Genomic DNA, 25,436 nt, shown 5'->3' with positions numbered 1-25,436 from the left:
CAAGGACGTACGCATGCACCCCACGACACCCTTCCCCGGCCTGCGCCGACGCGGCTTCCTCGCCGCGGCGTCCGGCGCCACCGCCCTGGCCGTGACCGGCTGCGCGGGAAGTTCTCCCGCCGCCGACGGCAAGGGGGACGCCGGCACGCCCCGGCGCGGCGGACGGCTGCGCGCCGCCTTTGCCGGAGGCGGCGCGAGCGAGACCCTCGACCCGCACCTGGCGAACCTCTTCGCCGACGTCGCCCGCGCCAAAGCGCTCTACGACAAGCTCGCCGACTACGACGACGACCTGTCCGCCCGGCCACGCCTCGCCGAGAAATGGCAGGCCGACCGGACCCTCCGACGCTGGCAGGTCACCCTGCGCAGAGCGACCTTCCACGACGGCACGCCGGTCACCGCGCGGGACGTCCTCGCCAGCTACCGGCGCATAGCCGACCCGGCGAAGGCGTTCCGCGCCAAAGCGTCCCTTGAACCCATCGACCTGAAGGCGAGCCGCGCGACCGGCGAGCGGACCGTCGAGTTCGTCCTCAAGCGACCGACCGCCGAATTCCCCAACGTCCTGGCCGCGTTCGGCGCGTACATCGTTCCCGAGGGCGCTTCGGACTTCGACCGCGCACCGGTCGGCTCCGGCCCCTTCCGCCTCGTGTCGTTCGCCCCGGGCCGAGGTGCCGTCTTCCGCCGCAACGACGACTACTGGGACGGCGCCCCGTACCTCGACGAACTCGAACTCGTCGTCGCCAACGAGGAGTCGGCGCGCGTGAACGCCCTCCTCGGCGGCCAGCTCGAGTACGCCCACGAACTCAATCCGGCCACCGCCCGCGCCCATGAGGGCAAGGGCCGGATCGAGATCGTGCGGCTGCGCGGCAGCGCCATGCAGGCCTTCGCGATGAAGACCGACCGGCCTCCCTTCGACGACAGACGGGTGCGCGAGGCGTTCTTCCTCATCGCCGACCGCAAGGAACTGGTCGACGGAGCGCTCTCCGGCGCCGGGCAGATCGGCAACGACCTGTTCGGCAAGGGATACGAGTACTACGCGGACGGCCTGCCGCAGCGCGAGCAGGACCTGGACCGGGCCCGCTCCCTCCTGAAGCAGGCGGGTGCCGACAAACTCCGCGTCACCCTCGACACGTCCGACGTCGCCGCCGGATTCACCGAGGCCGCCGGCATCTTCCGTGACCAGGCCGCACGGGCGGGTGTCACCGTCACCGTGCGGACCGGCAGCAAGGACTCGTACTGGAGCGACATCCTCGACTCCGGCACGCTCTGCTGCTACCGCTCCGGCGCCATGCCCATCGAGTCGCACCTCTCGCAGCGGCTGCTAACCGACTCCACCACCAACGCCACCAAGTGGCGGCACAAGGACTTCGACACGCTGTACCAGCAGGCCCAGTCCACCCGCGACAAGGACGCGCGCGCCGCCGTGTACGGCCGCATGCAGCGCCGCCTGCACGCCGAGGGCGGCTTCCTCGTCTGGGGATTCGCCGACTGGATCATCGCGACGGCGCGCAACGTCGGCGGAGTGGAGCGCACGGCACCCGCCAACACGCTCGACTGGGCGCGCTTCGACAAGGTGTGGCTCACGTGAGCCGAGCGCGCTCCTGGCTCGCCCGGCGGCTGCTCCTCGGCGTCGCGCAGACCGCGGCCGTCGTGCTGCTGGTCTTCGCGCTCACCGAGGCGCTGCCGGGCGACGCCGCCGTGGCCCTCGCAGGCGATCAGCCGGACCCGGCGCGGATCGCGGCGATCCGCACCGCCATGGACCTCGACCACCCCGCACACGAACGGCTCGCCGACTGGGCCGGCGGCCTCCTGCACGGCGACTTCGGGACCTCGCTGGTCTCGGGGCGCCCGGTCGCCTCGTACCTCGCCGACGGCTTCGGCCCGACGCTGCTCCTCGCGGCGCTCACCCTGCTGCTCCTGGTTCCCTGCGGAGTCGGCCTCGGCGTGTTCGCCGCGCGCCACGCGGGACGCGGCGCCGACCGGCTCGTCAGCTCGGTCACGCTCGCCGTCTACGCGGTCCCCGAGTTCGCCCTCGGGGTGCTCCTCGTGACGGTCCTCGCGCTGCGCCTCGGCTGGCTGCCACCGACGGCCGTCGGCTACGGCACGGACCTCCTCGCCCATCCGGCTGCGCTCGTCCTGCCGGTCCTCGTCCTCCTGGCCCGCCCCGTCTGCTCCCTGGCCCGCCTCGTGCGCGCCGGAATGATCGACGCGCTCGCCGCGCCGTACACCGCGCAGGCCCGCAGGTACGGCATCGGCGGCGCCCGCATCCGGTACGGCCACGCGCTGCCGACGGCGTTCGCCCCGGCGGCGCAGCAACTCGCCCGCACCGTCGACTGGCTGCTGTGCGGCGTCATCGTCGTGGAGGCCCTCTTCGTGATCCCCGGCCTCGGTACCGTCCTCATGACCGCGGTCGCCGAGCGCGACGTCCCCGTGGTGCAGGGGCTCGCCGTCGTCTTCGGCGTCGTCACCGTGGTGCTCAACCTCGGCGCGGACGTCGTCGCGCACCGCCTCGCACCCCGGGCGGAGGTCGCTGCATGAGGCGCTTCGTACCCGGAGCCGTCATCGTGGCCGTACCCCTGCTGCTCGCTCTGCTCGGGCCCCTGCTCGCGGGCGATCCCGGACCCCGGGGCGTCTCCTTCACCACCGGCGACGGGCACTGGCTCGGCACCGACTTCATGGGCCGCGACGCCTGGCGACAGGTGCTGACAGGGGGCCGCACGGTCGTCGTCGTGTCGCTCGCCGCCACGGCCCTCGCCTACCTCGTGGCACTGCCGCTCGGTCTCGTCGCGGCGCTGACGGACCGGAGATGGATCGAGGACACGCTCATGCGCCCCCTCGACGTACTGCTCGCGGTGCCGTCGTTGCTGCTGATCCTGCTGGTCGCGGCGGTGTTCTCGCCCGGCACGGTGGGGCTCGCGCTGCTGGTCGCCGTGGTCAACATCCCCGACGCGGCCCGCATCGTCCGCGCCGCCGCGGCACAGGTCGCGGCCCGGCCTGCCGTCGAGGCGCTGCGGATGCAGGGGGAGACGTGGTGGCGCCTGGCCGTCGGGCACGTCGGCCGCGCGAGTCTGCGCACCCTCGTCGCGGACGCGGGCACCCGGCTCACCGGCGCCCTGTACCTGGTGGCGACGGCCGCGTTCCTGGGCGTGGGCGTGGCGCCGGACGCCGCGGACTGGGCCGTCATGGTCGACCGCAACCGCACGGGCCTGTTCGTGCAGCCCTGGGCCGTCGTCGTGCCCGCGGTCCTGATCGTGGCCCTGACGACCGGGGCGAACCTCCTCCTCGACGCCGCGCTGGACGGCGCGCGCCGCCCCGTCACGAGAACCGCCACGAGAACCGCCACGAGAACCGCCACGAGAACCGTCACGAGAACCGTCACGAGAACTGTCATGAGAACCGTCATGAGAAAGGACCACCGCACGTGACGAGGCAGGACAGCGCCACCGCGGCCACCTCGCAGCCCCCCGCGGGCCCGGTCGCCGAGCTGCGGGACCTGCGGGTGGAGATCGACGGAGTCGCGCTCGTCGACGGGATCCGGCTGCGCGCACGGCCCGGGGAGATCGTCGCGCTCGTCGGGGCCTCCGGCAGCGGCAAGACCACGACCGGCCTCGCCCTGCTCGAGGAGTACCCCGCGGGCGCCGTGGTGAGCGGGGACGTGCGCGTCGCGGGCGGCGGCCCCGTCGGATACGTCCCGCAGCACCCGGCCGCCGTCCTCAACCCGGCCCGCCGCGCCGACGCCCTGCTGCGCGACATCGCCCGTACCCAGGTGCGTGACCTGCCGCGCGGAGCGCGTCGCGCCGAGGCCCGCCGACGTGTCCTACGTGCCGCGCAGTCCGCCCAACTCCCGGACTTCCAGGCCCTGTTGCGCCGTTATCCGCACCAGCTCTCCGGGGGACAGCAGCAGCGCGTCGTCCTCGCCCAGGCGCTGCTGCTCGGCGCCCGCGTCGTCGTCGCCGACGAGCCGACCACCGGTCTCGACCCGGCGACCAAGAGCCGCGTCGTGCACCGCCTCGCGGCCGTCGCCGCCCAGGGCGTGGCCGTGGTCCTGCTGAGCCACGATCTCGACGTCATACGTGAACTCGCGGACCATGTACTGGTGTTGAGGGACGGCAAGGTCGTGGAGTCGGGCCCGCCGGAGCGGCTGTGGTCGGCGCCCAGGCACTCCTGGACCCGCGAACTCCTCGCCCCGCGACCGGAGCGGAAGCGTGCCGCGGCGGCGGCCGGCGACCCCGTGCTGCGGGTGCGCGCGCTCACGGCCCGGCACCGGGACGGCTCCCGCGGCCGGGTGGAGGTACTGCGGCTGCCCGAGCTCGATCTGCACAGCGGCGGCTGCCTCGCCGTCCTGGGCCGCTCCGGCAGCGGCAAGACCACGCTGGCCCGCTGTCTCGCGGGGCTGCACCGCGACCACGACGGACAGCTCCTGCTCGACGGCGCCGCACTGCCCCCCGGCATACGCGAGCGGAGCAAGGAGCAGCTCGCCGCCGTGCAGTACGTCTTCCAGGACGCGCGCGCCGCCTTCGACGAGTTCAGGCCGGTCCTCGACCAGGTGGCCCGCACCGCCGTCACCCTGCGGGGAAGAAGCCCGGCCGCGGCCCGCGAGGAAGCACTCGCCACCCTGGAGGAGCTCGGGCTCGAGGCCGCCCTCGTCCGGCGCCGCCCCGCGCAGTTGTCCGGCGGGGAGCTCCAGCGGGCCGCACTCGCCCGCGCCCTGCTCGCCCGGCCCCGCGTGCTGATCTGCGACGAGGTCACCTCCGGCCTGGACAGCGTCACCCGCCGCGGCCTCCTCGACACCCTCGCCGGCCTGCGGCGCGACCGGGGCGGCCTGTCGCTCGTCCTCATCACCCACGACCTGGACACCGCCGCCCTCGCCGACCGGGTAGCCGTACTGGAAGGCGGCGAGCTGACGGAGGCGGGCGCCGCCGACGTGATCTCGGAGGCGGGGCCCTTTCGGAGATGGGCCGGGCACGAGATATCTTGATGTCGAGCAATATGAGCAACACTGCAGACGACGACGGAAGACGTGGAGCGGAGCCCCCGGTGACTGACTCGACCATTATTTACACGCACACTGACGAGGCCCCGGCCCTCGCGACGTACTCCTTCCTTCCGGTCATCGAGGCCTACGCGTCCACCGCCGGTGTGCGCGTCGAGACCCGTGACATCTCCCTGGCCGGCCGCATCCTCGCCGTGTTCCCGGAGTACCTGGAAGAGGGTCAGCGCATCCCCGACGCTCTCGCCGAGCTCGGTGAGCTGGCGAAGACGCCGCAGGCCAACATCATCAAGCTGCCGAACATCTCGGCGTCCATCCCGCAGCTGAAGGCGGCCATCGCCGAGCTCCAGGAGCAGGGCTACGCGCTGCCCGCGTACCCGGACGAGCCGAAGACCGACGAGGAGCGCGAGATCGGCGCCCGCTACGACAAGGTCAAGGGTTCCGCCGTGAACCCGGTCCTGCGTGAGGGCAACTCCGACCGCCGCGCCCCCGCCTCGGTCAAGAACTACGCCAAGGCCCACCCGCACCGCATGGGCGCCTGGTCCGCCGACTCGAAGACGAACGTCGCCACGATGGGCGTCAACGACTTCCGCTCGACCGAGAAGTCCGCCGTCATCGCCGACGCCGACGCCCTGCGCATCGAGCTCGTCGCCGACAACGGCACCACCACGGTGCTGCGCGAGTCCGTACCGGTCCTCGCCGGTGAGGTCGTCGACGCCTCCGTGCTGCGGGTCGCCGCGCTGCGCGAGTTCCTGACCGCGCAGGTCGCCCGCGCCAAGGAAGAGGGCGTCCTCTTCTCCGCGCACCTGAAGGCCACCATGATGAAGGTCTCCGACCCGATCATCTTCGGCCACGTCGTGCGCGCGTTCTTCCCCGAGACCTTCGCCCGCTTCGGCGCGGACCTCGCCGCCGCCGGTCTCACCCCGAACGACGGCCTCGGTGGCATCTACAAGGGCCTTGAGTCCCTGTCGAACGGCGCCGACATCAAGGCGTCCTTCGAGGCCGAGCTCGCTGCCGGTCCGGAGCTGGCCATGGTCGACTCCGACCGCGGCATCACCAACCTGCACGTGCCGTCCGACGTCATCATCGACGCCTCGATGCCGGCCATGATCCGCACCTCCGGCCACATGTGGGACAAGAACGGCGGCGAGGCCGACACCCTCGCGGTCATCCCGGACTCCTCCTACGCGGGTGTCTACCAGGTCGTCCTCGACGACTGCCGCGCCAACGGCGCCTTCGACCCCGCCACCATGGGTTCCGTGCCGAACGTCGGCCTCATGGCGCAGAAGGCCGAGGAGTACGGCTCCCACGACAAGACCTTCGAGATCCCCACCACGGGCACCGTCCGCCTGGTCAACAAGGCCGGTGACGTCGTCCTGGAGCAGGCCGTCTCCGAGGGCGACATCTTCCGCGCCTGCCAGACCAAGGACGCCCCGATCAAGGACTGGGTCAAGCTCGCCGTCACGCGCGCCCGCGCCACCGGCGACCCGGCCGTGTTCTGGCTGGACGAGGGCCGCGCCCACGACGCCCAGCTGATCAAGAAGGTCGAGCAGTACCTGCCGGAGTTCGACCCCGAGGGCCTGGACATCCGGATCCTCAACCCGGAGGACGCCACCAAGCTCTCCGTCGAGCGCATCCGCCAGGGCCTGAACACCATCTCGGTCACCGGCAACGTGCTGCGCGACTACCTGACCGACCTCTTCCCCATCCTGGAGCTGGGCACCAGCGCCAAGATGCTCTCCGTCGTCCCGCTGATGAACGGCGGCGGCCTCTTCGAGACGGGCGCCGGCGGCTCCGCCCCGAAGCACGTCCAGCAGCTCATCAAGGAGAACTACCTGCGCTGGGACTCCCTCGGTGAGTTCCTCGCCCTGGCCGTCTCCTTCGAGCACCTCGCCACCACCACGGGCAACGCGCACGCGAAGGTCCTCGGCGAGACCCTCGACCGCGCCACCGGCACGTTCCTCAACGAGGACAAGTCGCCGACCCGTCGCGTCGGCGGCATTGACAACCGCGGCAGCCACTTCTACCTGGCCCTCTACTGGGCCCAGGAGCTGGCCAAGCAGACCGACGACGCGGAGCTGGCCAAGGCCTTCGCCGCGTTCGCCGAGACGCTCGCCGCCAACGAGCAGAAGATCGTCGACGAGCTGCTCGCCGTGCAGGGCAGCCCGGCCGACATCGGCGGCTACTTCCAGCCCGACCCGGCGAAGGCCGCGGCCGTCATGCGCCCGTCGCAGACGCTGAACGAGGCCCTGGCCACGCTCACCCGATAAGTCTCCGATCTTCGGATTCGTCAACACCGCCCCGGTCGGCTCCACGCCGTCCGGGGCGGTGTCGTATCCGGGACGCTTTTCCCCCTCTGACCTGGGTAGGCTTCGGCGATGAGCACTCTGGATGACGCACGCCCGGGCATGGACCCGGCGATCCGACCGCAGGACGACCTCTTCGGCCATGTGAACGGCCAGTGGCTGGCGACCGAGCCGATCCCCGACGACCGCTCCAGCTGGGGCCCCTTCGTGCAGCTCGTCGACGTCGCCGAGCAGCAGGTCCGGGAGATCATTCAGGAGATCGCGGCGGGCGGCCCCACCGGCCTCGACGCGGCCGAGGCCCGCAAGATCGCCGACCTCTACGCGTCGTTCATGGACGAGGACGCCGTCGAGGCGCGGGGCCTGGACCCGGTGCGGCCGCTGATCGAGGAGGTGGCCGGGCTCGGCGACGTCCCGCAGCTCGCGGCCTTCCTGGGCCGCTTCGAGCGCATCGGCGGCTCCGGTCTGTTCGGCTCGTACATCGACTCCGACGACCGCGACTCCGACCGTTACCTCTACAACATCCTCCAGGGCGGCCTCGGCCTGCCCGACGAGTCGTACTACCGGGACGAGAAGTTCGCCGAGACCCGCGAGAAGTACGAGGCATACCTGACCGAGCTGCTCACGCTCGCCGAGCACGCCGACCCGGCCGCCGCCGCGCGCACCGTCCTCGCGCTGGAGACCCGGCTCGCCGAGGGGCACTGGGAGCGCGCCGAGACGCGGGACGTGCAGAAGACGTACAACCTCACGACCTTCGACGAACTCACCGCGCTGGCACCGGCGTTCGACTGGAACGCCTACGTCGCCGGGCTCGGCGGCAACGACGACACGCTCGCCCAGTCCTGCGTACGGCAGCCGTCCTACCTGACGCACCTGTCCACGGTCCTGTCCGAGACGCCCGTCGAGCAGTGGCGCGACTGGCTGCTCGTCCGCGTGATCCGCAGCAGCGCCCCGTATCTGTCGTCGGCGTTCGTCCGCAACAACTTCGAGTTCTACGGGCGCACCCTCAACGGCACCCCTGAGCTGCGGGCCCGCTGGAAGCGCGCCGTCGCGTTCGTCGAGGGCGCCATGGGCGAGGCCGTCGGCAAGGAGTACGTGGCCCGGCACTTCCCGCCCACGTCCAAGGCGCTCATGGACGAGCTGGTCGCGAACCTCCTGGAGGCCTACCGGCAGTCCATCGGCGCCCTCGACTGGATGACGGACGAGACGAAGGAGCGGGCGTACGAGAAGCTCGCCACGTTCCGCCCGAAGATCGGCTACCCGGACCGGTTCCGCGACTACTCCGCGCTGACCGTCGTCGCCGACGACCTGCTGGCCAACGCGTACGCGGCCGACGCCTTCGAGCACGACCGGCAGATGGCCAAGATCGGCGCGCCGGTCGACCGCGACGAGTGGTTCATGCTGCCGCAGACCGTCAACGCGTACTACAACCCGGGCACGAACGAGATCTGCTTCCCGGCCGGCATCCTGCAGAAGCCCTTCTTCTCACCGGACGCGGACCCCGCGGAGAACTACGGCGGCATCGGCGCCGTCATCGGCCACGAGATCGGGCACGGCTTCGACGACCAGGGCGCCCAGTACGACGGCCAGGGCAACCTCAACGACTGGTGGACCGCCGACGACAAGGCCGCCTTCGAAGGCAAGTCGAAAGCGCTGATCAAGCAGTACGACGGCTTCTCGCCGCGCAACCTGCCCGGCGAGTCCGTCAACGGCTCGCTCACGGTCGGCGAGAACATCGGTGACCTCGGCGGGCTGACCATCGGCCACACCGCGTACCTGATCTCGCTCGCGGGCGAGCCTGTGCCCGTCACCGAGGACGGGATCAGCGGGTCGCAGCGGCTGTTCCTCAACTGGGCGTACTGCTGGCGCACGAAGCGGCGCAAGGAGCAGGAGCAGCAGTATCTGACGATCGATCCGCATTCACCGCCGGAGTTCCGGGCGAATATTGTGCGGAATCTTGATGAGTTTCACGAGGCGTTCGCCACGGAGGTGGGGGACGGGCTGTGGCTGGACCCCGCTGATCGCGTGCGGATCTGGTGAGTTGAGGTGGGCGGGGCCGGACGGTTGGCGCCGTCCGGCCCCACGCCTCGGGGCTCCGCCCCGGACCCCGCTCCTCAAACGCCGGAGGGGCTATTTCTGGTGCGAACGCAGGAACTCCAGCGTCGTTTCCCAGGCCTGGCGTGATGCCTCCGGGTCGTGGACCTCGGGGCGGCCGTCGTTGAAGAAGGCGTGGTCCGCCGGGTAGACGCGGAAGTCCGCGTCGATTCCGGACTGTTCCTTGATCGCCCCGCGCAGACCGTCGAGGGTCTCCACCGGGATGGCCTCGTCCCGTGCGCCGTAGTGGCCGAGGATCTTGGCCTTCAGCTGCGAGAAGTCGGGGACCTCGCCCTGGATGACGCCGTAGAACGGGACGGCCGCGCTCACCCGCTGGTCCTTGGCCGCCAGGTAGAGGACGAAGCCGCCGCCCATGCAGAAGCCGACCGCGCCGACGGAGCCGGAGGTGACCTCGGGCAGCGACAGCAGATGGTCGACCGCGCCCGACAGCAGCTCGACGCCGCGCTCCACCGGCAGGTCCTGCATCATGCGGAACGCCTCGTCGGAGTCGTGCGCCACATTGCCGCCGTACAGATCCGGCGCGAGCGCCACGTAGCCCTCGGCGGCGAAGCGGTCGGCCACATCGGCGATGTGGTCGGTCAGCCCCCACCACTCCTGGATGACGATGACGGCGGGACCGCTGCCGCCGGGCGGGAGCGCCAGATAGCCGTGGGCGGGCGTGCCGTTGCTGTCGAACGTCACGTTCTGATGGGCCGGACGGCCGGTGGAGCGGGGAGTGCCGGGGGTGGTGTCTGGGGTGTCCGCCACGATGTTCCTCCTGAGCTGAGCTCGATGATCGTGTCCCACGATGCCACTGCCCGGGTCCGGACGTGCGCGGGGGCCGCCGTCTCCCTGCGAACGGCGGCCCCCGGGCGGAGGTACGGCGGTGGGGTCACATGTGGACCACCGGTGCCGCCTCCGGATCCTGCCGCACGGCCCCGCGCCGGTACAGCAGGAAGGCGATGACCGCGCCGGCGGCGAAGAAGCCCGCCGACCACCAGAACGCGGTCGTGTAGCTCTCGATCGTGGCCTGCGCCCGGGTCAGCTTGTCCGCGGGGTCGCGGCCCGCGAGGTAGCTGGTGGCGGCGCTCGCCGCGAGCGTGTTGAGCAGCGCCGTGCCGATCGAACCGCCCACCTGCTGCATGGTGTTGACCGTCGCGGAGGCCACACCGGCGTCCTCGGCGGCGATGCCGCTGGTGGCCAGCGCCATGGCGGGCGGCATCACGGCGCCCAGGCCCGCGCCGATGAGCAGCAGTTGCGGCAGTACGTGCGTGGCGAAACCGGAGTCGGCGCCGATCCCGGTGAGCCAGGCCATGCCGACCGCGGCGACCGCGAACCCGGCGGGAATGACGATCTTCGGGCCGATCCGCGGCACCAGGACCGTGGTGGAGACCTGCGCCATGACCATCAGGGTGGCCATCATCGGCAGGAACGCGACACCGGTCTTCGTCGGGCTGAAGCCCAGGTTCAGTTGCAGGTAGTAGGTGAGGAACAGGAACACGCCGAACATGCCCGCGCCCGTGATCAGGACGGTGATGAACGAGGCGGCCCGGTCCCGGTCGAGCAGGACGCGCATCGGTAGCAGCGGGTGCTTCGCCCGCGTCTGCCACCAGGTGAAGGCGGTCAGCAGCACCGCGCCCGCGGCCAGGAAGCCCCAGGTCTGCGGGGAGCTCCAGTCGTGCGTCTCCGCGTTCGAGAACCCGTATACGAGGGAGAACAGACCGGCGGAGACGAGCAGCGTGCCGGGCAGGTCCAGCTTGGCGCCCGCGGCGTCGCGGTGGCTGCTCAGCAGGATCCAGCCGCCGGTGAAGGCGGCGACGGCGAAGACGAGGTTCACGTAAAGCGTCCAGCGCCAGTCGAGCGCGTCGGTCAGGACGCCGCCGAGCAGCAGCCCGACCGCTCCGCCCGCGCCGGCGATCGCGCCGTAGACACTGAAGGCCTTGGCCCGCTCCTTGGCGTCGGTGAACGTCGTGTTGAGCAGGGACAGCGCGGCCGGGGCGAGCAGCGCGCCGAAGACGCCCTGCAGTGCGCGGGCCGTCACCAGCATCCCGAAGCTGGTGGACGCGCCGCCCAGCACGGAGGCGCCGGCGAAGCCCGCGACGCCGATCAGGAAGGCGGGCTTGCGGCCGAAGAGGTCGGCGATGCGGCCGCCGAGCAGCAGCAGGGAGGCAAAGGCCAGTGCGTACGCGGTGACGATCCACTGCCGGTTGCCGTCGGTGAAGCCGAGGTCCTGCTGGGCGGAGGGGAGCGCGATGTTCACGATCGTCGCGTCGAGCACGACCATCAGCTGCGCGATGCCGATGATGCCGAGGATCCACCAGCGCTTGCTCGAGGCCGGTGGGCCGGGCGGGGCCGAGGTGCCGGTGGCGTCGGCCAGGGTCGTCTGGGACATGTGGAGCCACTCCAGGGAAGTCGCGGGGAGAAGTGAAGCGGAGATAAGAGAACGAAACGGTTTCGTTCTCCGACTCGTCGAGCGTACGACTTCGTAAGCGAAACGGCAACGTTTCGCTAGGGGAGTGACGCGCCTGACACGCAGGCGAAACGCCGGTACCCGGCACTCCCACAAGGGAGGCCGGGCACCGGGGATCGGTTCGGGCGGGGCGGTCAGGCCTTCTGCTGGACCGTCTGGAGAGCCGTGATGCAGACCGAGATCGCCTTCTGGAGCTCCTCCAGGCGGCGCACCATGTCGTCCTCGTAGATGTCGTCGATCTCCTGGACGTCGTCGAACGTCAGCTCCTCGAAGGCCTTGGTGGCCTTCTGCAAACTGCTGTAGAACCTCGCGCGCCGCTCCTGCACCCGCAGCGCGGGGTCCGACTCGACGGCCTCCGCGACGAGCGTGCGCACGGAGTCGTACGCCTCGCGGGCCCACTCGCCCGCCTCCTCGTCCTCGTCGAGCTCGTCGATCAGGGACAGATGGCGCTCGGCCTCCTCGCGCAACTGCTGCGGAGCCTCGATCTTCTGCCCGGCAGGCGTCTTGACCTGCCCCTCCTCGGCGATCTTGCGCACGTACTCGAGGCGGTCGCCGGTCTTGGACTCCTCGGCCACGGCCTTCTTCAGGTCGTCGGCGCGCACGATGTCGCGGGCCAGGCCCGAGCGCAGCGCCGGGTCCTCGCCGAGGCGGTCCATCAGCGCCTTGCGGGCCGCCTCCGCGGTGCCCGGGTCGGCGAGGATCGCGGCCCGCAGCGCCGTCGGGTTCTCCGCGACCTCCAGTGCCTTGGTGGGCCGGATGCCCTCGGCCTCGGCGGCCTCGGTGATCGCCTGGCCGCGCACCGAGGCGGCGCTGGACCGGGAGACGTAGTACGACAGCCAGAGGTCGGCGTCCGGGAGCTCGACGTCGGCGCCCGGCGCGAGAGCCTCGAACTGCGGGACCACGCCGTCGTCCGCCGCCTTGTCCCACGCCTTGTAGAAGCGCATGACGCGGTCGGCCGAGCAGCCCGCCAGCTCGGCGAACCTGCGCGCCGAGACCTTGGAGGTCTCGCCCGCGGGCTGGCCGCCGGGGCGCACGCTGCGGGCCACCTTCAGGGCGAAGGTCCAGCCGCCGGTACGGGCGTATTCGCCGAATTCGTGGGCGTCGCGGGTGATGGACTCCGGTACCTCGGCGAGGAGGTCATCGTCGTCATCGTCATCGGCCTCGCTCGCGTCGGCCTCGGACGCCGATTCGGGCTCGGACTCGGGTGCGGGGTCCGACGGGGGCTGCCAGAAGTTCTCGGGCGTGTCCGCGCCGGCCTGGCGCGCCTGCGGCACGTCGGACGTGGACATCGGCTCCGCGGCGGACGTGTCCCCGGTGTCCTCACCGGACGGGACGGCTGCCTCGGACGAGTCGGTGGCTACGGTCACGTACGTACTCCTGAGTGCTCGGGACGGGTGCGGGTCGACGCGATACCTTATCGCTCCGCATACCGCCGAGCGTCCCTGACGTGCCGTTACGCCAGATGTGTCGCGGCCGCGGTCCGGCGGTGATCCGGTGCCCCGTTACCGGGCCCGCCGGTCGCAGTTCCCCCTCCTGCGGCCGGCGGGCCCGGGCCTCGACCGTGCGCCGCGGCGGGAGAGCGAGGCCACGGGAGGCTCCGTGCAGCAGCATCTCAGTGAGGGCCTTCGGCGGGAGCGGGCCGAGTGACCCTTGTGGTGGGCCGAACGGCCCGTCTTCGCGCGCCCCTCAAGCGCCCCCTGCGGCGTCTGCTGCAACGCCTGCTGCAAGGGCTGCTGCGACGCCTGCTGTGCTAAAGCGCCCCCTGGGCCCGCAGCTCCCGGATCGTCGTCGTGTCGTAGCCGAACTCCTTCAGGACCGCATCCGTGTGTTCGCCGACCGCCGGGACCGGGTCCATCCGGGGTTCCACGTCCCGCAGGGTCGCCGGGGGGACGAGCGCGCGGACGGGTCCGGCCTCGGTGGCGACGTCGCGCCAGCGGTCACGGCCGCTCAGGACCGGATGGTCGAGGAAGTCGGTGACCGTGTTGAGGCGGGCGTTCGCGACCTTGGCGGATTCCAGCAGGGCGACCGCTTCGCGCGCGTCGAGCTCGGCGAAGCGGGCCGCGACGATCGCGTCGAGCTCGGCGCGGTGCGCGACCCGGGCCGAGTTGCGGTGGAAGCGCGGGTCCTCGGCCAGGGCGGCGTCGTCCAGGAACACGGCGCAGAAGGAAGCCCACTCCCGTTCGTTCTGAATGGCCAGCAGGACCGTCCCGCCGTCCGCCGCGTCGTAGGGGCCGTAGGGAGCGATCGTCGCGTGCGCTGCGCCGACCCGCTGCGGCTGCCGGCCCGAATGCGCCGTGTAGTAGGCGGGGTAGCCCATCCACTCCGCGAGCGCCTCGAACAGCGACACCTCCACCGCGCGTGCGGTGCCCGTGGCCCGCCGCTCGTACAGTGCGGTGAGAATGCCGGAGAACGCGTACATGCCGGCCGCGATGTCGGCGATCGCGATGCCGACCTTGGCCGGGGCGTCGGGCGCGCCCGTCACCGACACGACGCCCGTCTCGCACTGCACGAGGAGGTCGTACGCCTTGCGGTGCGCCCACGGCCCGTCGCTGCCGTAGCCGGAGATGTCGCAGACGATCAGATCCGGGTGGCGCTCCGCCAACTCCCGCGCGGACAGACCGAGGCGGGCCGCGGCGCCCGGCGCCAGGTTCTGTACGAAGACGTCCGCGCCGGCGAGCAGCCGCTCCAGGACCGCGCGCCCGCCGGCCGTCTTGACGTCGAGCGTCACCGAGTCCTTCGAGCGGTTCAGCCACACGAAGTGGCTGGACTGGCCGTGCACCGTCTCGTCGTAGCGGCGCGCGAAGTCGCCCCCGCCCGGGCGCTCGATCTTGATCACCCGTGCGCCGAGGTCGGCGAGCTGGCGCGTGGCGAACGGCGCGGCCACCGCCTGTTCCAGACTGACGACGGCGACGCCGTCGAGGGGCAGGTGGGCGGCGCTCATCCGGGGTCCTCCGTGCTCGTACGGGTGTCGTCGTGCTGCACGGTATGCGACGCTCACGCCCGCCCGGCGGGCAGGATCCTCAGCCGCTCTCGGCGGCCCGCGTGGACCAGCGCTGCTCGACCCTGGCAAGGCGCCAGTACGCGATCGCCGCCGCCCACACCACGACGAAGAGACCGACGATGACATAGCCGACGTTGTCCAGGTCGAGCCCGGCTATCCACCCCGTCACCGCGTCGGTGAGGCCGAGCTTCTCGTGCAGGACGCCGACGAGTTCGATCGTGCCGATGAAGAAGGCGACCGCGATCGACAGGCCGGTGATGGTGAGGTTGTAGAACACCTTGCGCACCGGGTTGGAGAACGCCCACTGGTAGGCGAAGTTCATGAACGTCCCGTCGAGCGTGTCGAACAGGCTCATGCCCGCGGCGAACAGCAGGGGCAGACACAGGATCGCGTACCAGGGCAGCCCCGCCGCGGCGCCGCTGCCGGCCATCACCATCAAGGTCACCTCGGTCGCCGTGTCGAAGCCGAGGCCGAAGAGGAAACCGAGCGGATACATCTGCCCCGGGCGGGTGATCGACCTGGTGAAACGGCCGAGGATCCGGTTCATGAAACCCCGTGAGTCCAGGTGCTGCTCCAGCGCGCGTTCGTCGTACGAGCCCTCGCGCATCGCCCGGAAGACCTTCAGGATGCCCAGCAGCGCCACGAGGTTGAGCGCGGCGATGAGGTACAGGAACGTACCCGAGACGGTGGTGCCGACGATGCCGAGCACCTGGTGGGTGCCGGACTCGTCGTTCAGCAGGGTGCCCGCGAGGGCCGCGCCGCCCGCGACGAGGGCGGCCATCGCGACGACCACGCTGGAGTGGCCGAGCGCGAACCAGAAACCCACGGAGACGGGCCGCTTGCCGTCCGCCATCAGCTTGCGGGTCGTGTTGTCGATCGCGGCGATGTGGTCGGCGTCGAAGGCGTGCCGCATCCCGAGGGTGTACGCGGTGACGCCGAGGCCGATACCGAAGGCCTTGTTGCCGACCTCGTAGTGCTCGGGGACGACGAGGAGGAACAGCACGCCGAACGCGACGATGTGCAGCGCGGCGATCACCGCCATGAGACCCGCGGTGCGCACGGTGTCCTCGCGGCGCCAGCGGAAGGCCGGGTGGGGGTGCGGGCCGGTGGGCCGCGCGGGGGAGTTTCCGGGCAGGGTCATGCCTTGATCACGCTCCAGCACCTCGTGGATCACTTCGTGAGATGCCGCGGCCGGTCTCCTGGCTTACGGGTGTGCCACGCCGCTCCTGCCTTCCCAGCAGCCCGAAGGCGTCCAGTGGCGCGGTGGAACGGCGTGTTCCGCACCCACCCGAGGGCGGTGCGGAACCCGATCACAGTGGCGAGGGCCGCTCCGGACTTGACCCCTGGGGGCCGTCACCGGTCTTCCCGAGCACCACGGCCCGGCCACCCTAGTCGACGCACTCCCCGGCGCCGCGGGCGGCTGTCCCACCGCGGGCGGCTATCCCCGCCGGCGCGCGCGGGCCCGCCCGATCTCCTCGTACGCCTTGTCGCGGCCCTCCCAGTGCGAGCCCTCCACCGACTTGCCGGGTTCCAGGTCCTTGTAGACCTCGAAGAAATGGGTGATCTCCAGGCGGTCGAACTCGGGGATGTCCTCGATGTCCTGGATCGAGGCATGGCGCGGGTCGTGGGCGGGGACGCAGAGGACCTTCTCGTCCGGGCCCTTCTCGTCGCTCATCACGAACATGCCGATCGCCCGGCACTCGATGGTGCAGCCGGGAAAGGTGGGGTCGTCGGTCAGGACGAGCGCGTCCAGCGGGTCGCCGTCGCCGCCGAGCGTGCCGTCGACGTAGCCGTAGTCCGCGGGGTACTGGGTCGAGGTGAACAGCATGCGGTCGAGCCTGATCCGGCCGAGCTCGTGATCCATCTCGTACTTGTTCCGGGAGCCCTGCGGTATTTCCACGATCACGTCGAACGCGTCGCCGCGCGTCTCGCTGCCGCCCAATGTGGCCTCCTTGCCCCATTGCCGCCCGCTCGGATGCCCCCGAGTGTGCGCCGTGCGCGGCGAGACCGGAACCCCTCGGACCGCGCGGGAGTCACACCGAGGGAGAGATGGGGAAGACGAGTTCGGGGCGGTCCCAGGCGACGGCCGGGGGATGCGCGGCATCGGTCCCGGTGCGCAGGGCCCCCACGCTGCGGTAGAAGCCCTCGGCGGGCGGGTGGGAGACGACGCGCACATGGTCGAGCCCGGCGGTCGCGGCCTCCGCCCGCATGTGCGCGACGAGCAGACGTCCGATGCCCAGGCCCTGCGCGTCGTTCGCGACGAACATCAGGTCCAGCTCGGGAGGGGCGAGGAGCAGGGAGTAGAAGCCGAGTACGCGCTCGTCCGCCCCGCCGGTCGCGCCGGTCGCGACGAAGACCCGGTGCGCCTCGATGTAGTCGGGGCCGACCCGGTAGCCCGCGACCATTCCCGCGTACGGGCCCTCGTAGGCGCGGGAGCCGCGCACGAGCCGGGTCAGGCGTCTGGCGTCGCCCGCGGTGGCCCGCCGCACCGTGACGGCCGGGCCGCCACCGGGGCGCGTAATGCTCGAGGTCATACAGCGAGTATTACGCACCCGGGGGAGGCGTCGGCCCGGTGGGTACCGGTCTCAGCCGGTGGGTACCGGTCTCAGCCGGTGGGCACCGTCGAATGGACCTGGCGCAGGAACGCGGCGTTGTCCGGGGTGCGGCGCAGCTTGTCGAGCAGTGCCTCGTAGGAGGACTGGCCTTCGCGGCCCTGGAGGGCCCGGCGCAGCCCCCGTACGGCGGTCAACTCGGGTGCGGGCAGCAGGAGTTCCTCGCGACGGGTCCCGGAGGGGGTGATGTCGACGGCGGGGTGGACGCGGCGGTCGGCGAGCGAGCGGTCGAGGCGCAGCTCCATGTTGCCGGTGCTCTTGAGCTCCTCGAAGAAGTAGTCGTCGGCGCGGGAGCCGGTGTCGACCAGGGCCGTGGCGAGGATCGTCAGGGAGCCGGCCTCCTCCGTGTTGCGGGCGGCGCCGAACAGGCGCTTCGGGCCGAACAGCGCGGCGGCGTCGACACCGCCGGACAGGGTGCGGCCACCTGAAGAGGCCGCGTTGTTGTGGGCGCGGCACAGCCGGGTGAGGGAGTCGAGCAGGATCACCACGTCGCGGCCCTGTTCGACGAGGCGCTTGGCGCGCTCCACGGCGAGCTCGGCGAGCGCGATGTGTGCCTTGGCGGGCTGGTCGAACGTGGAGGCGTACACCTCGCCGCGCACGGAGCGCCGCATGTCGGTGACCTCCTCGGGGCGTTCGTCGACGAGCACCACCATCAGCTCGGCCTCGGGATGGTTCGCGGCGACGGCCGCGGCGAGCTGCTGGAGCAGGACGGTCTTGCCGGTCTTGGGCGGCGCGACGATCAGTCCGCGCTGCCCTTTGCCGATGGGGGCGAACAGGTCGACGACGCGGCCCCCGAGGCCGCTCGCCGGGCTCTCCATGCGCAGCCGTGCCGCGGGGTGGAGCGGGGTGAGGTCGCCGAAGCGGGGGCGGCGGCGCACGGCGTCGACGGGGGCGCCGTCGATGGTCTCGACGTGGCTGAGCGTGTGCGGTTTGGCGCACAGCCCGTCCACGAAGTCGCCCTTGCGCAGGCCGAGTTGACGGATGAGAGTGGCGGGGACCTGGACATCGCGGGAGGTCGGCAACAGGTCCCTCCCGCGCAGCAGGCCCTGCCCGTTCACGCCGATGTCGAGGACGCCGGCGGTCCGGACGGGGGCCTTGGGTGCGGAGGCGGCGCGCGGCCTCTCCGCGGCGGTGCTGGGCTTTTCCAGCGCTTCGAGAGTGGTGCTGGTCATGGTCGATCAGGGTCCTTTCGCGGACGCGGTCCGTACGCGGGCAGAGGAGGGGTGGGATCCGGCGCGAGGCGGGGCGGAATGTCACGCCCCGTGGACGGGCAGAACAGCCCGTGGCCGGGAGAGGGACCTGGCAGCGCAGGGGCGGGAAGAATCCGCCGGAAACCTGTTGACCAGGGGTGACGCACGCTGTGACGCAGACCGGAAAGGAGGTGCGCTCAGGCGCTGAGGAGAAGAGATCGGCACCGGCGCCTCGAAGGGGCGTAACACATGTGCCACTGAGACAGTAGCATCCGACCCCGGGTGCGCGGCAAGAGCGGCTTTCGGCGGCCCGCCGATCTATGCTGATCCGCCATGTTCACACCCCAGGGCCCCACCCTCCGCGAGCTGGCCGTTCAGGCGCTGTCGTCGGTCGAGCGCGGCTACGACCTGCTCGCGCCGAAGTTCGACCACACGCCGTTCCGCACGCCTGACCTCCTGCTCGACCCGGTCGCGCGGGCGCTGCGCGAACTCGGGCCGTACGAGACCGGGCTCGACCTGTGCTGCGGGACCGGGGCCGGGCTCGGCGTGCTGCGCGAGGTGTGCGCGGGGCGGGCCGTGGGCGTCGACTTCAGCGCGGGCATGCTGGAGGTCGCGCGCGCCGGTGGGCCTGCGGCCTCGTACGTCCGCGGGGACGCCCTCGCGCTGCCCTTCGGGCCCGTCTTCGACCTGGTGGTGAGCTTCGGCGCGTTCGGCCACTTCGTGCCGGGGCAGTACCCGGATCTGTTCGGCCAGGTGCGCCAAGTGCTGCGCCCGGGCGGGCAGTTCGCGTTCCCGCTGCCGGCGCCGCCGCGGCCGGGGTCGCGCGGATACTGGGCGATGCTCGGCTTCGACGGGGTGATGCGCGTGCGCAACGCCGTGTGGCGGCCGCCGTTCGTCATGTACTACCGCCCGTTCCGACTCGGCGACGTACACAGGGAGTTGGGCCGGGCCGGGTTCGACGTCGCGCTGCGGGCGCTGCCCGAGCTGGGCGAGCGGCCCGACGGCAGCCCGCGCTGCCGGCTCGTCGTGGCCACTCGCCGCTCTTAGGCGACCTCGGCCTTACGACTCAGTCGGAGCCGGAGCCGGAGCCGGAGCCGGAGCCGGAGCCGGGGTCGGGGTCGGGGCCGGAACTGGGAGCGGGTAGCGCACCTCCGTCAGCTCCTCCGACACCTCCCACAACCGCCGTGCCACCTGGGTGTCGACGGCGCCGGGCGCCGCCTCGACCCGTGTCGGCGCACCGCGCATCTCGCCCCGGCCGTCCGGACCGATGAACTCCCCGCCCTGTACGCCGGGTTCGGTCGCCGCGTAGAGCTGCGGCAGCGCGCCTTGGTCCGCGGACTGGGCCAGCGGCCTCGCCAGGTAGCCGAAGAGCAGACGCGGCAGCCGGACCGTGCCGTTGGTCTGCAAGCCGGTCGCGCTGTAGCCGGGATGCGCGAGCACGCTGCGCAGCGGGGAGCCGGCCGCGGACAGGCGCCGGTGCAGTTCGAGGCCGAACACGGCGTTGGCCAGCTTCGACTGCCGGTAGAACTCCATCGGCGCGTACCGGCGCGCACCGTTCAGGTCGTCGAAGTCGATGCGCGCCTTGCGGTGTTCGAGCGAGCTGACCGTCACCACCCGGGGATCCGGCGCCTGCGCCAGCAGATCGAGCAGCAGCCCGGTGAGCGCGAAGTGCCCGAGGTGGTTCGTCGCGAACTGCACCTCGTGACCCTGCGCGCTGAGGGTGCGGGGCGGTGCCATCACCCCGGCGTTGTTGATCAGCACATCGACGCGCGGATGACCGGCGCGCAGTTCATCGGCGAACGAACGCACCGAACCCAGGTCCGCGAGGTCGAGCCGGCGCACCTCGAGGCGTGCGTCCGGCTGGGCGGCGGTGATCGTCGCGGCCGCCGCCCGCCCCTTGTCCGGGTCGCGCACACCCATGATCACGTGCGCGCCCCGGCGAGTGAGGGCCCGTGCGCTCGCCAGGCCGAGGCCGCTGCCCGCCCCCGTGACGACCACCACCCGCCCTGTCCGGTCCGGAATCCGGCCGATGTCCCACCGCTGTTCCTGATTCATGCGGCACAGACTGGCCTTGATGGCACTTGGTGTCAAGACGCGCCTGAGTGTCATCCGGGGCATGGCGTGTAGGGTGTGGGGGTGAGTACGCGACCCCACCTGAGCCTTGCCCAGCGCAAACGGCAGCTCGTCTCGGACGAACTGACCGAGGCGGCCCTGCAGTTGCTCGCGCTCAAGGGCTTCGACGCGGTCACCGTCGACGAGATCGTCGCGGCCGCCGGAGTCTCCAAGCGGACCTTCTTCCGCTACTTCGCGTCCAAGGAGGACGTCGTCGTCCAGTTCCTGGCCGACATGGGCGCGGACATGCGCTCGGCCCTCGCCGAGCGGCCGGCCGGCGAGACACCGGCCGCGGCCCTGCTGCACGCGGTACGGGTCCCGGTCACCACCTGCGCCGCCGACTCCGAACGGGCGCTGCGCGTCGTCCAGTTGATCCTGCGCACCCCCGCCCTGCACGCCCGTTTCCTGGAGCGTCAGGTGCAGTGGCGCGACGATCTCGCCGAGGAACTGGCGGGCCGCGTCGGCCTGGACCCCGAGACCGACCTCTACCCGCGTCTCGCCACGGGCGCGGCGCTCAACGCCTTCCACGTCGTCCTGCAACGCTGGAGCGCCAGCGACGCGGCCCAGGACCCGGTCGCCCTCCTCGACCAGGCGTTCGCCGTCGTCGCCCGCGCGCTGGACGGGCCCCCGTAGGACTCCGTACCACCGCATGGGCGGGAGCACGGAGAGCGGCCGACTGCGATAGCGTCCCTCCCGCTTCGGACAAGCGGGCAAGTGAGAGGGATGTCGTGCAGAGTCAGGTGCGTGGGCGGGGTTCCGCGTGGTGGATCACCTTCGGGGTGATCGCGTTCGGATCGCTGTTCCTGGTCATCGGGTTGATCCTGGCAGGGGTGTCGATCTCGTACGCGTCCAGCGCGGAGCGGGCCAGGGGCACGGTGACGGACCTCGAGTGGCGCACCAGCCACAGCAGCGGCTCCCATCGGAACCGGTCGTCCAGCAGCACCGTCGCGTACCCGGTGGTCGAGTTCACGTCGGCGGACGGCGAAACGAGGACGTTCCGGAGCTCGGGGGGCTCCAATCCGCCCTCGTACGAGCGGGGCGAGCAGGTCGATGTGCTGTACCGCGCCGATTCCCCCGAGGACGCGCGGATCGACGGGTTCCTCTCGATGTGGCTGCTGCCGCTGATCTTCAGCGGGATCGGGCTGCTGATCGCGGGGATCGGGACGACCGTGGCGATCGTGCGGCGGCGGTCAGGGGCCGGGGGAGTGCGGACGGCGCCCGTGGTGGACCTGCGGAAGTAGGCGGGCCCGCCCGCGTCCCAGGGCCTGTCCGGCGGATCTTGTCGCGGTCGCGGGGGCGCCGGCGCAGGACAGCGCGGGCCACCACGGTGCGACCGGATCCGCCGGACAGGCCCTAGCCTGGGCAGCCGTTGTCCGTCACGGTGATCTCCCAGCTGTCACGCGGTTCCTGGCCCTTGCCCGGTTGCCGGTCGGTGACCTGGACGCGGACGGGATCGTGCTCCGCCGGCATCGCGCCCGTCGCCGGGACACTTGTCGTCCTCGCCGCACCCTCCCGGTCCGCACTGTCCTTGTTTCGCTGCGCATGGTGGGTGCGGGCGGCGGTGCAGGCCAGCTGTCGCAGGGCCGGCCCCGTCGGCCGGGCGGTGCCGACGGGGAAGCGGACCAGGAATGTGTCGGTGCCGGAGCCCTTCTCGGTCGTCACCTCTGTCGTCACCCGGGACGGGTGCTCCAACTCGGGCAGGGCCGTGGTCAGTCCGTCGGATTCCGCGGCGGTCGGACCGGCGAGAAGCTGCCGCACCGCGTAGGTGACCGGATCGGTACCGGACGGGGCCGCCGGGCGGGGCGCCGCGTGCAGATCTCCCGAAGTCCCCGCGGCACCCGGCCCGGTCGTGGACGGTTCGTCGACACCGTCCGGAGCCGGCTTGCCGTTGCCGCCCGGGGCCGACGCACCGCCACTGTTCGCAGGCGGCTCGCTGTCACCCTCCGGGTCGGGAACGCCAGAGGCCGGGACACCCGGCGTCGGAGCGGCCTGCGGCGGCCGGGAGACCTCCGTGTCCCGGACCAGGAAGTAGACCGCCGTCGCCGGTGACATCCCCTTGGCGGGCTCGCCCACCTCGACCACCTCGGAGGGCTGGACCCCGCACCCCGCCAGGGTGGCGGCGAGGACCGCGGGCATCAGGGCGGCCCGGCGCAGCGACCGACGGGTCCTGCGCACCGCGGCGGGGCGGTCGCCCCTGCCCTGCCTCATTCGGGTCCCCTCTCCTCGTGCCGCGGCTCGTCGTGCTGCCCGGCGTCCGCATCCGCGTCCGCGTCCTGCGCCTCGCGCGGTCTCGTAGGGAGGACGACGGTGAGGACGGCGCCGCCGCCCGGCCGGTTGGCCGCGTGCACCTGGCCGCCGTGCAGATGGACGTTCTCCGCCGTGATGGCGAGCCCCAGACCACTGCTCTCGCTGCGGGTCCGCGCCGGACCGGCCTTGTAGAAACGGTCGAAGACATGGGGCAGCGCCGCCGCGGGGATACCCGGGCCGTGGTCGGCCACCTCGATCACCAGCCACCCCTCGGATCCGTCGCCGTCAGCCTGTTCTCGCCGGTCCTCGCGCAGGTCCAGCGTCAGGGTCACCGGACGGCGGCCGTGGCGCAGCGCGTTGCCGATCAGGTTGGCGATCACCACGTCGAGGCGGCGGGGATCGACCCGGGCCCGCACGCCCTCCCTCAGATCGGTGTCCACCTCCGCGAGCCAGCCGCGCGCCGAGAGGGTCCGCCGGAGGGACTCCGCCACATCGATGTCGTCGAGGTGGAGCCGGGCCGCGCCCGCGTCGAAGCGGGAGATCTCCATCAGATCGTCCACCAGCCGCGTCAGCCGTACCGTCTCCTCGGTGATGAGCCGCACGGCGTCCCCGGTGTCGCCCTCCAGGAGCGGCGCCTCGTCGGCGAGGACGTCGGTGACGGCGGTCATCGCGGCCAGCGGGGTCCGCAGTTCGTGCGAGACGTCCGCGGCGAAGCGCCGGGCCCGGTCCTCCATCCGCCGCAGTTCGGCTACGGACTTCTCCAGCGCGGCGGCGGTCTCGTTGAACGACCGGGAGAGCTCGGCGAGTTCGTCGGAGCCCTGTACGGCGAGCCGGGTGTCGAGGTGCCCGATGGCCATGCGGCGGGTCGCTCCGCGCAGCGCCCGTACGGGACGCAGTACTCCGCGCGCGAGGAGCAGCGCCAGCAGGACGGCGAGCACCAGAGCGGGCAGGGTGGCGCGTTCGACGGCGGTGACCAGGGCGTTGACGTAGGTCTGCTCGGTCCGCTGCGGTACCACGAGGTACAGGGACAGGCCGGACAGGGTGCGGGTCGTATAGGTGTCTTCGGTGTAGGTGACCGGAAGCCCGACGACGAGTACGGACCGGCCGTCCGTGCGCACGCGCTGGAAGACGGCCACGGCGCGTGAGGTGACCGACTTGCGCAGCGCGGGCGTCAGTTCAGGTGTCGGCGCGCCCGGACCGGACGAGGGGGCCGAGGCCGCCGTCAGCCCTCCGTAGGTGGCCGTGACCCGCCATCGCTGCGGCTGGTGGTCCCGCGCGAGCTGCGACACGAGCACGTCGAGATCGGCCTGGTCGGGGGCGGGCGGCACCGTGGGGATCAGGGCGTCGACGCTCTGCCGGAACTGGTTGACCACGGTGTCCTGGCTCTGCTGGAGCACACCGGTGCGGGCCTCCCGGAAGGTCAGGGCGCCGGTGCCGAGCGCGCTCACGGCGGCGACCAGCACGAAGGAGAGGACCAGGCGGGTCCGGAGGCTGCTCAGGGAGCGCCGGGCGGTGGCCCACGCACCGAGGAGCGCGCGCTTTCTGGGCATGCCGGTTCTTCCCGGGCCGGTCTGTCCCACGCCGGTTCGTCCCGCGTCCGTCTGTCCCACGCCGGTTCTTCTCATGCCGCCGAGCGGAAGCGATAGCCGAAACCGCGCACCGTCTCGATGCACTGCGGCTCCGCGCGGGTCTCGCCCAGCTTGGAGCGCAGCCGTTTGACGCAGGCGTCGACCAGCCGGATGTCACCGTGGTAGCTGTGCTCCCAGACGGCTTCGAGGAGTTGCTGCCGGCTGAAGACCTGGCCGGGTGAGGCGGACAGGGTGAGCAGCAGGCGCAGTTCGGAGGGGGCGAGGAGGACGGGCACGCCGTGGCGGGCCACGGCCAGGCCGGTCCGGTCGATGGAGAGCGGGCCGTGCGACTCGACACGCGGCCCGGCCCCGACCGGTGCCGGGGCGTCGGCGCGGCGCAGCACCGCACGTATTCGGGCGTCCAGGACGCGGGCCCGCACCGGCTTGACGACATAGTCGTCGGCGCCCGCCTCGAGGCCGACCACCACGTCCACGTCATCACCCTTGGCGGTCACGATGATGATCGGCAGCTGCTCGCTCTCCCGCACGCGGCGGCACACATCGAGCCCGGCCATCCCCGGCAGCATCAGATCGAGGACCAGTACATCGGGCCGGAACGAGGCCATCCGGAGCAGCCCTTCCTCTCCGGTGACCGCCGTGCGGACCTCATGGCCCTGACGTCTGAGCCCGAGGTCGACGGCCCGGCGGACGGAGTCGTCATCCTCGATGAGCAGTACGCGGGACATGCCCTCAGTATGCGTCCGTGACCTGCGCCGTCCGGCTGGTGCGGGGGCGTCGGGCGCCAGTCGTTACGCAATGGTCTTACGCGCGCAGCCGGTGCGGCCCGTCATG

General features: G+C 71.9%; 21 protein-coding genes and 1 riboswitch. Of the genes, 9 read left to right on the top strand and 12 right to left on the bottom strand.

All coding sequences use genetic code 11. The features are described 5' to 3' along the window. Positions 1-13 precede the first annotated feature (13 nt). From ABD366_RS07930 to ABD366_RS07905, 6 genes are all read left to right on the top strand, one after another. Positions 14-1,585 carry an ABC transporter substrate-binding protein gene (locus ABD366_RS07930; protein ID WP_324776509.1) on the top strand — a complete coding sequence of 524 codons (1,572 nt, stop codon included), beginning with the start codon at positions 14-16 and terminating at the stop codon, positions 1,583-1,585. Beyond that, complete coding sequence (locus ABD366_RS07925) at positions 1,582-2,535, top strand: ABC transporter permease (protein ID WP_324776513.1); 954 nt, start codon at positions 1,582-1,584, stop codon at positions 2,533-2,535. Before ABD366_RS07930 ends, ABD366_RS07925 begins: the two co-directional genes overlap by 4 nt. Next, positions 2,532-3,422, top strand: a complete 891-nt coding sequence (locus tag ABD366_RS07920) for an ABC transporter permease (RefSeq protein ID WP_324776515.1) — start codon at positions 2,532-2,534, stop codon at positions 3,420-3,422. Before ABD366_RS07925 ends, ABD366_RS07920 begins: the two co-directional genes overlap by 4 nt. Beyond that, on the top strand, positions 3,419-4,975 hold the full coding sequence (locus ABD366_RS07915) for an ABC transporter ATP-binding protein (protein WP_324776518.1): 1,557 nt from the start codon (positions 3,419-3,421) through the stop codon (positions 4,973-4,975). The genes ABD366_RS07920 and ABD366_RS07915 overlap by 4 nt, the downstream gene beginning before the upstream one ends. A gap of 59 nt (positions 4,976-5,034) precedes the next feature. Continuing rightward, positions 5,035-7,257 (top strand): NADP-dependent isocitrate dehydrogenase, encoded by a 2,223-nt coding sequence (locus ABD366_RS07910; RefSeq protein WP_324776520.1) that lies wholly within the window; start codon positions 5,035-5,037, stop codon positions 7,255-7,257. Between the two features lie 108 nt (positions 7,258-7,365). Then, positions 7,366-9,330 carry a M13 family metallopeptidase gene (locus ABD366_RS07905; protein WP_324776522.1) on the top strand — a complete coding sequence of 655 codons (1,965 nt, stop codon included), beginning with the start codon at positions 7,366-7,368 and terminating at the stop codon, positions 9,328-9,330. Positions 9,331-9,420: 90 nt separating this feature from the next. Here ABD366_RS07905 and ABD366_RS07900 read toward each other — a convergent pair whose 3' ends face one another. The 8 genes from ABD366_RS07900 to rho form a co-directional block, all read right to left on the bottom strand. Then, positions 9,421-10,152: a dienelactone hydrolase family protein gene (locus ABD366_RS07900; RefSeq protein ID WP_324776524.1), complete on the bottom strand. Its 732-nt coding sequence runs from the start codon at positions 10,150-10,152 to the stop codon at positions 9,421-9,423. Positions 10,153-10,276: 124 nt separating this feature from the next. After that, on the bottom strand, positions 10,277-11,776 hold the full coding sequence (locus ABD366_RS07895) for an MFS transporter (RefSeq protein WP_324776526.1): 1,500 nt from the start codon (positions 11,774-11,776) through the stop codon (positions 10,277-10,279). A 212-nt stretch (positions 11,777-11,988) separates the two neighbouring features. Beyond that, positions 11,989-13,221 carry a hypothetical protein gene (locus tag ABD366_RS07890; protein WP_324776528.1) on the bottom strand — a complete coding sequence of 411 codons (1,233 nt, stop codon included), beginning with the start codon at positions 13,219-13,221 and terminating at the stop codon, positions 11,989-11,991. 383 nt (positions 13,222-13,604) lie between these two features. Then, entirely contained in the window at positions 13,605-14,795 is a 1,191-nt protein-coding gene (locus ABD366_RS07885) for a CaiB/BaiF CoA transferase family protein (protein WP_324776530.1), read from the bottom strand. A 79-nt stretch (positions 14,796-14,874) separates the two neighbouring features. Beyond that, the gene (gene nicT, locus ABD366_RS07880) at positions 14,875-15,996 is read right to left on the bottom strand and encodes a Nickel transporter NicT (RefSeq protein ID WP_324776532.1); all 1,122 of its coding nucleotides are present in this window, start codon (positions 15,994-15,996) and stop codon (positions 14,875-14,877) included. A 31-nt stretch (positions 15,997-16,027) separates the two neighbouring features. Further along, positions 16,028-16,247: riboswitch (cobalamin riboswitch) on the bottom strand. Positions 16,248-16,293: 46 nt separating this feature from the next. Further along, the gene (locus ABD366_RS07875) at positions 16,294-16,719 is read right to left on the bottom strand and encodes an inorganic diphosphatase (RefSeq protein WP_411293898.1); all 426 of its coding nucleotides are present in this window, start codon (positions 16,717-16,719) and stop codon (positions 16,294-16,296) included. A 169-nt stretch (positions 16,720-16,888) separates the two neighbouring features. Then, on the bottom strand, positions 16,889-17,389 hold the full coding sequence (locus tag ABD366_RS07870) for a GNAT family N-acetyltransferase (RefSeq protein WP_324776536.1): 501 nt from the start codon (positions 17,387-17,389) through the stop codon (positions 16,889-16,891). Between the two features lie 71 nt (positions 17,390-17,460). Continuing rightward, positions 17,461-18,639, bottom strand: a complete 1,179-nt coding sequence (rho, locus tag ABD366_RS07865; RefSeq protein ID WP_324776538.1) for a transcription termination factor Rho — start codon at positions 18,637-18,639, stop codon at positions 17,461-17,463. A gap of 351 nt (positions 18,640-18,990) precedes the next feature. Between rho and ABD366_RS07860 the strand changes: the two genes are divergently transcribed. Beyond that, positions 18,991-19,704: a class I SAM-dependent methyltransferase gene (locus ABD366_RS07860; RefSeq protein ID WP_324776540.1), complete on the top strand. Its 714-nt coding sequence runs from the start codon at positions 18,991-18,993 to the stop codon at positions 19,702-19,704. A gap of 12 nt (positions 19,705-19,716) precedes the next feature. On the opposite strand, the gene ABD366_RS07855 is transcribed toward ABD366_RS07860, so the two are convergent. Further along, entirely contained in the window at positions 19,717-20,712 is a 996-nt protein-coding gene (locus tag ABD366_RS07855) for an oxidoreductase (protein WP_324776542.1), read from the bottom strand. 81 nt (positions 20,713-20,793) lie between these two features. Here ABD366_RS07855 and ABD366_RS07850 point away from each other — a divergent pair, with 81 nt between their 5' ends. Continuing rightward, positions 20,794-21,402, top strand: a complete 609-nt coding sequence (locus ABD366_RS07850; protein WP_324776543.1) for a TetR family transcriptional regulator — start codon at positions 20,794-20,796, stop codon at positions 21,400-21,402. Between the two features lie 95 nt (positions 21,403-21,497). Next, positions 21,498-22,010 carry a DUF3592 domain-containing protein gene (locus ABD366_RS07845; protein ID WP_344441337.1) on the top strand — a complete coding sequence of 171 codons (513 nt, stop codon included), beginning with the start codon at positions 21,498-21,500 and terminating at the stop codon, positions 22,008-22,010. A gap of 112 nt (positions 22,011-22,122) precedes the next feature. Here ABD366_RS07845 and ABD366_RS07840 read toward each other — a convergent pair whose 3' ends face one another. From ABD366_RS07840 to ABD366_RS07830, 3 genes are all read right to left on the bottom strand, one after another. Beyond that, positions 22,123-22,977 (bottom strand): hypothetical protein, encoded by an 855-nt coding sequence (locus tag ABD366_RS07840; RefSeq protein ID WP_324776545.1) that lies wholly within the window; start codon positions 22,975-22,977, stop codon positions 22,123-22,125. Then, positions 22,974-24,566, bottom strand: coding sequence for a sensor histidine kinase (locus ABD366_RS07835; RefSeq protein WP_324776547.1), 1,593 nt, complete (start codon positions 24,564-24,566; stop codon positions 22,974-22,976). Before ABD366_RS07835 ends, ABD366_RS07840 begins: the two co-directional genes overlap by 4 nt. A 71-nt stretch (positions 24,567-24,637) precedes the next feature. Then, entirely contained in the window at positions 24,638-25,330 is a 693-nt protein-coding gene (locus ABD366_RS07830) for a response regulator transcription factor (protein WP_324776549.1), read from the bottom strand. Positions 25,331-25,436 lie beyond the last annotated feature (106 nt).

It is taken from the genome of Streptomyces kunmingensis (assembly GCF_039533535.1).
Classification (GTDB): domain Bacteria; phylum Actinomycetota; class Actinomycetes; order Streptomycetales; family Streptomycetaceae; genus Streptomyces; species Streptomyces kunmingensis.
Note: the sequence above shows the minus strand (reverse complement) of the source record. Positions and strands in the feature narration are given on the sequence as shown.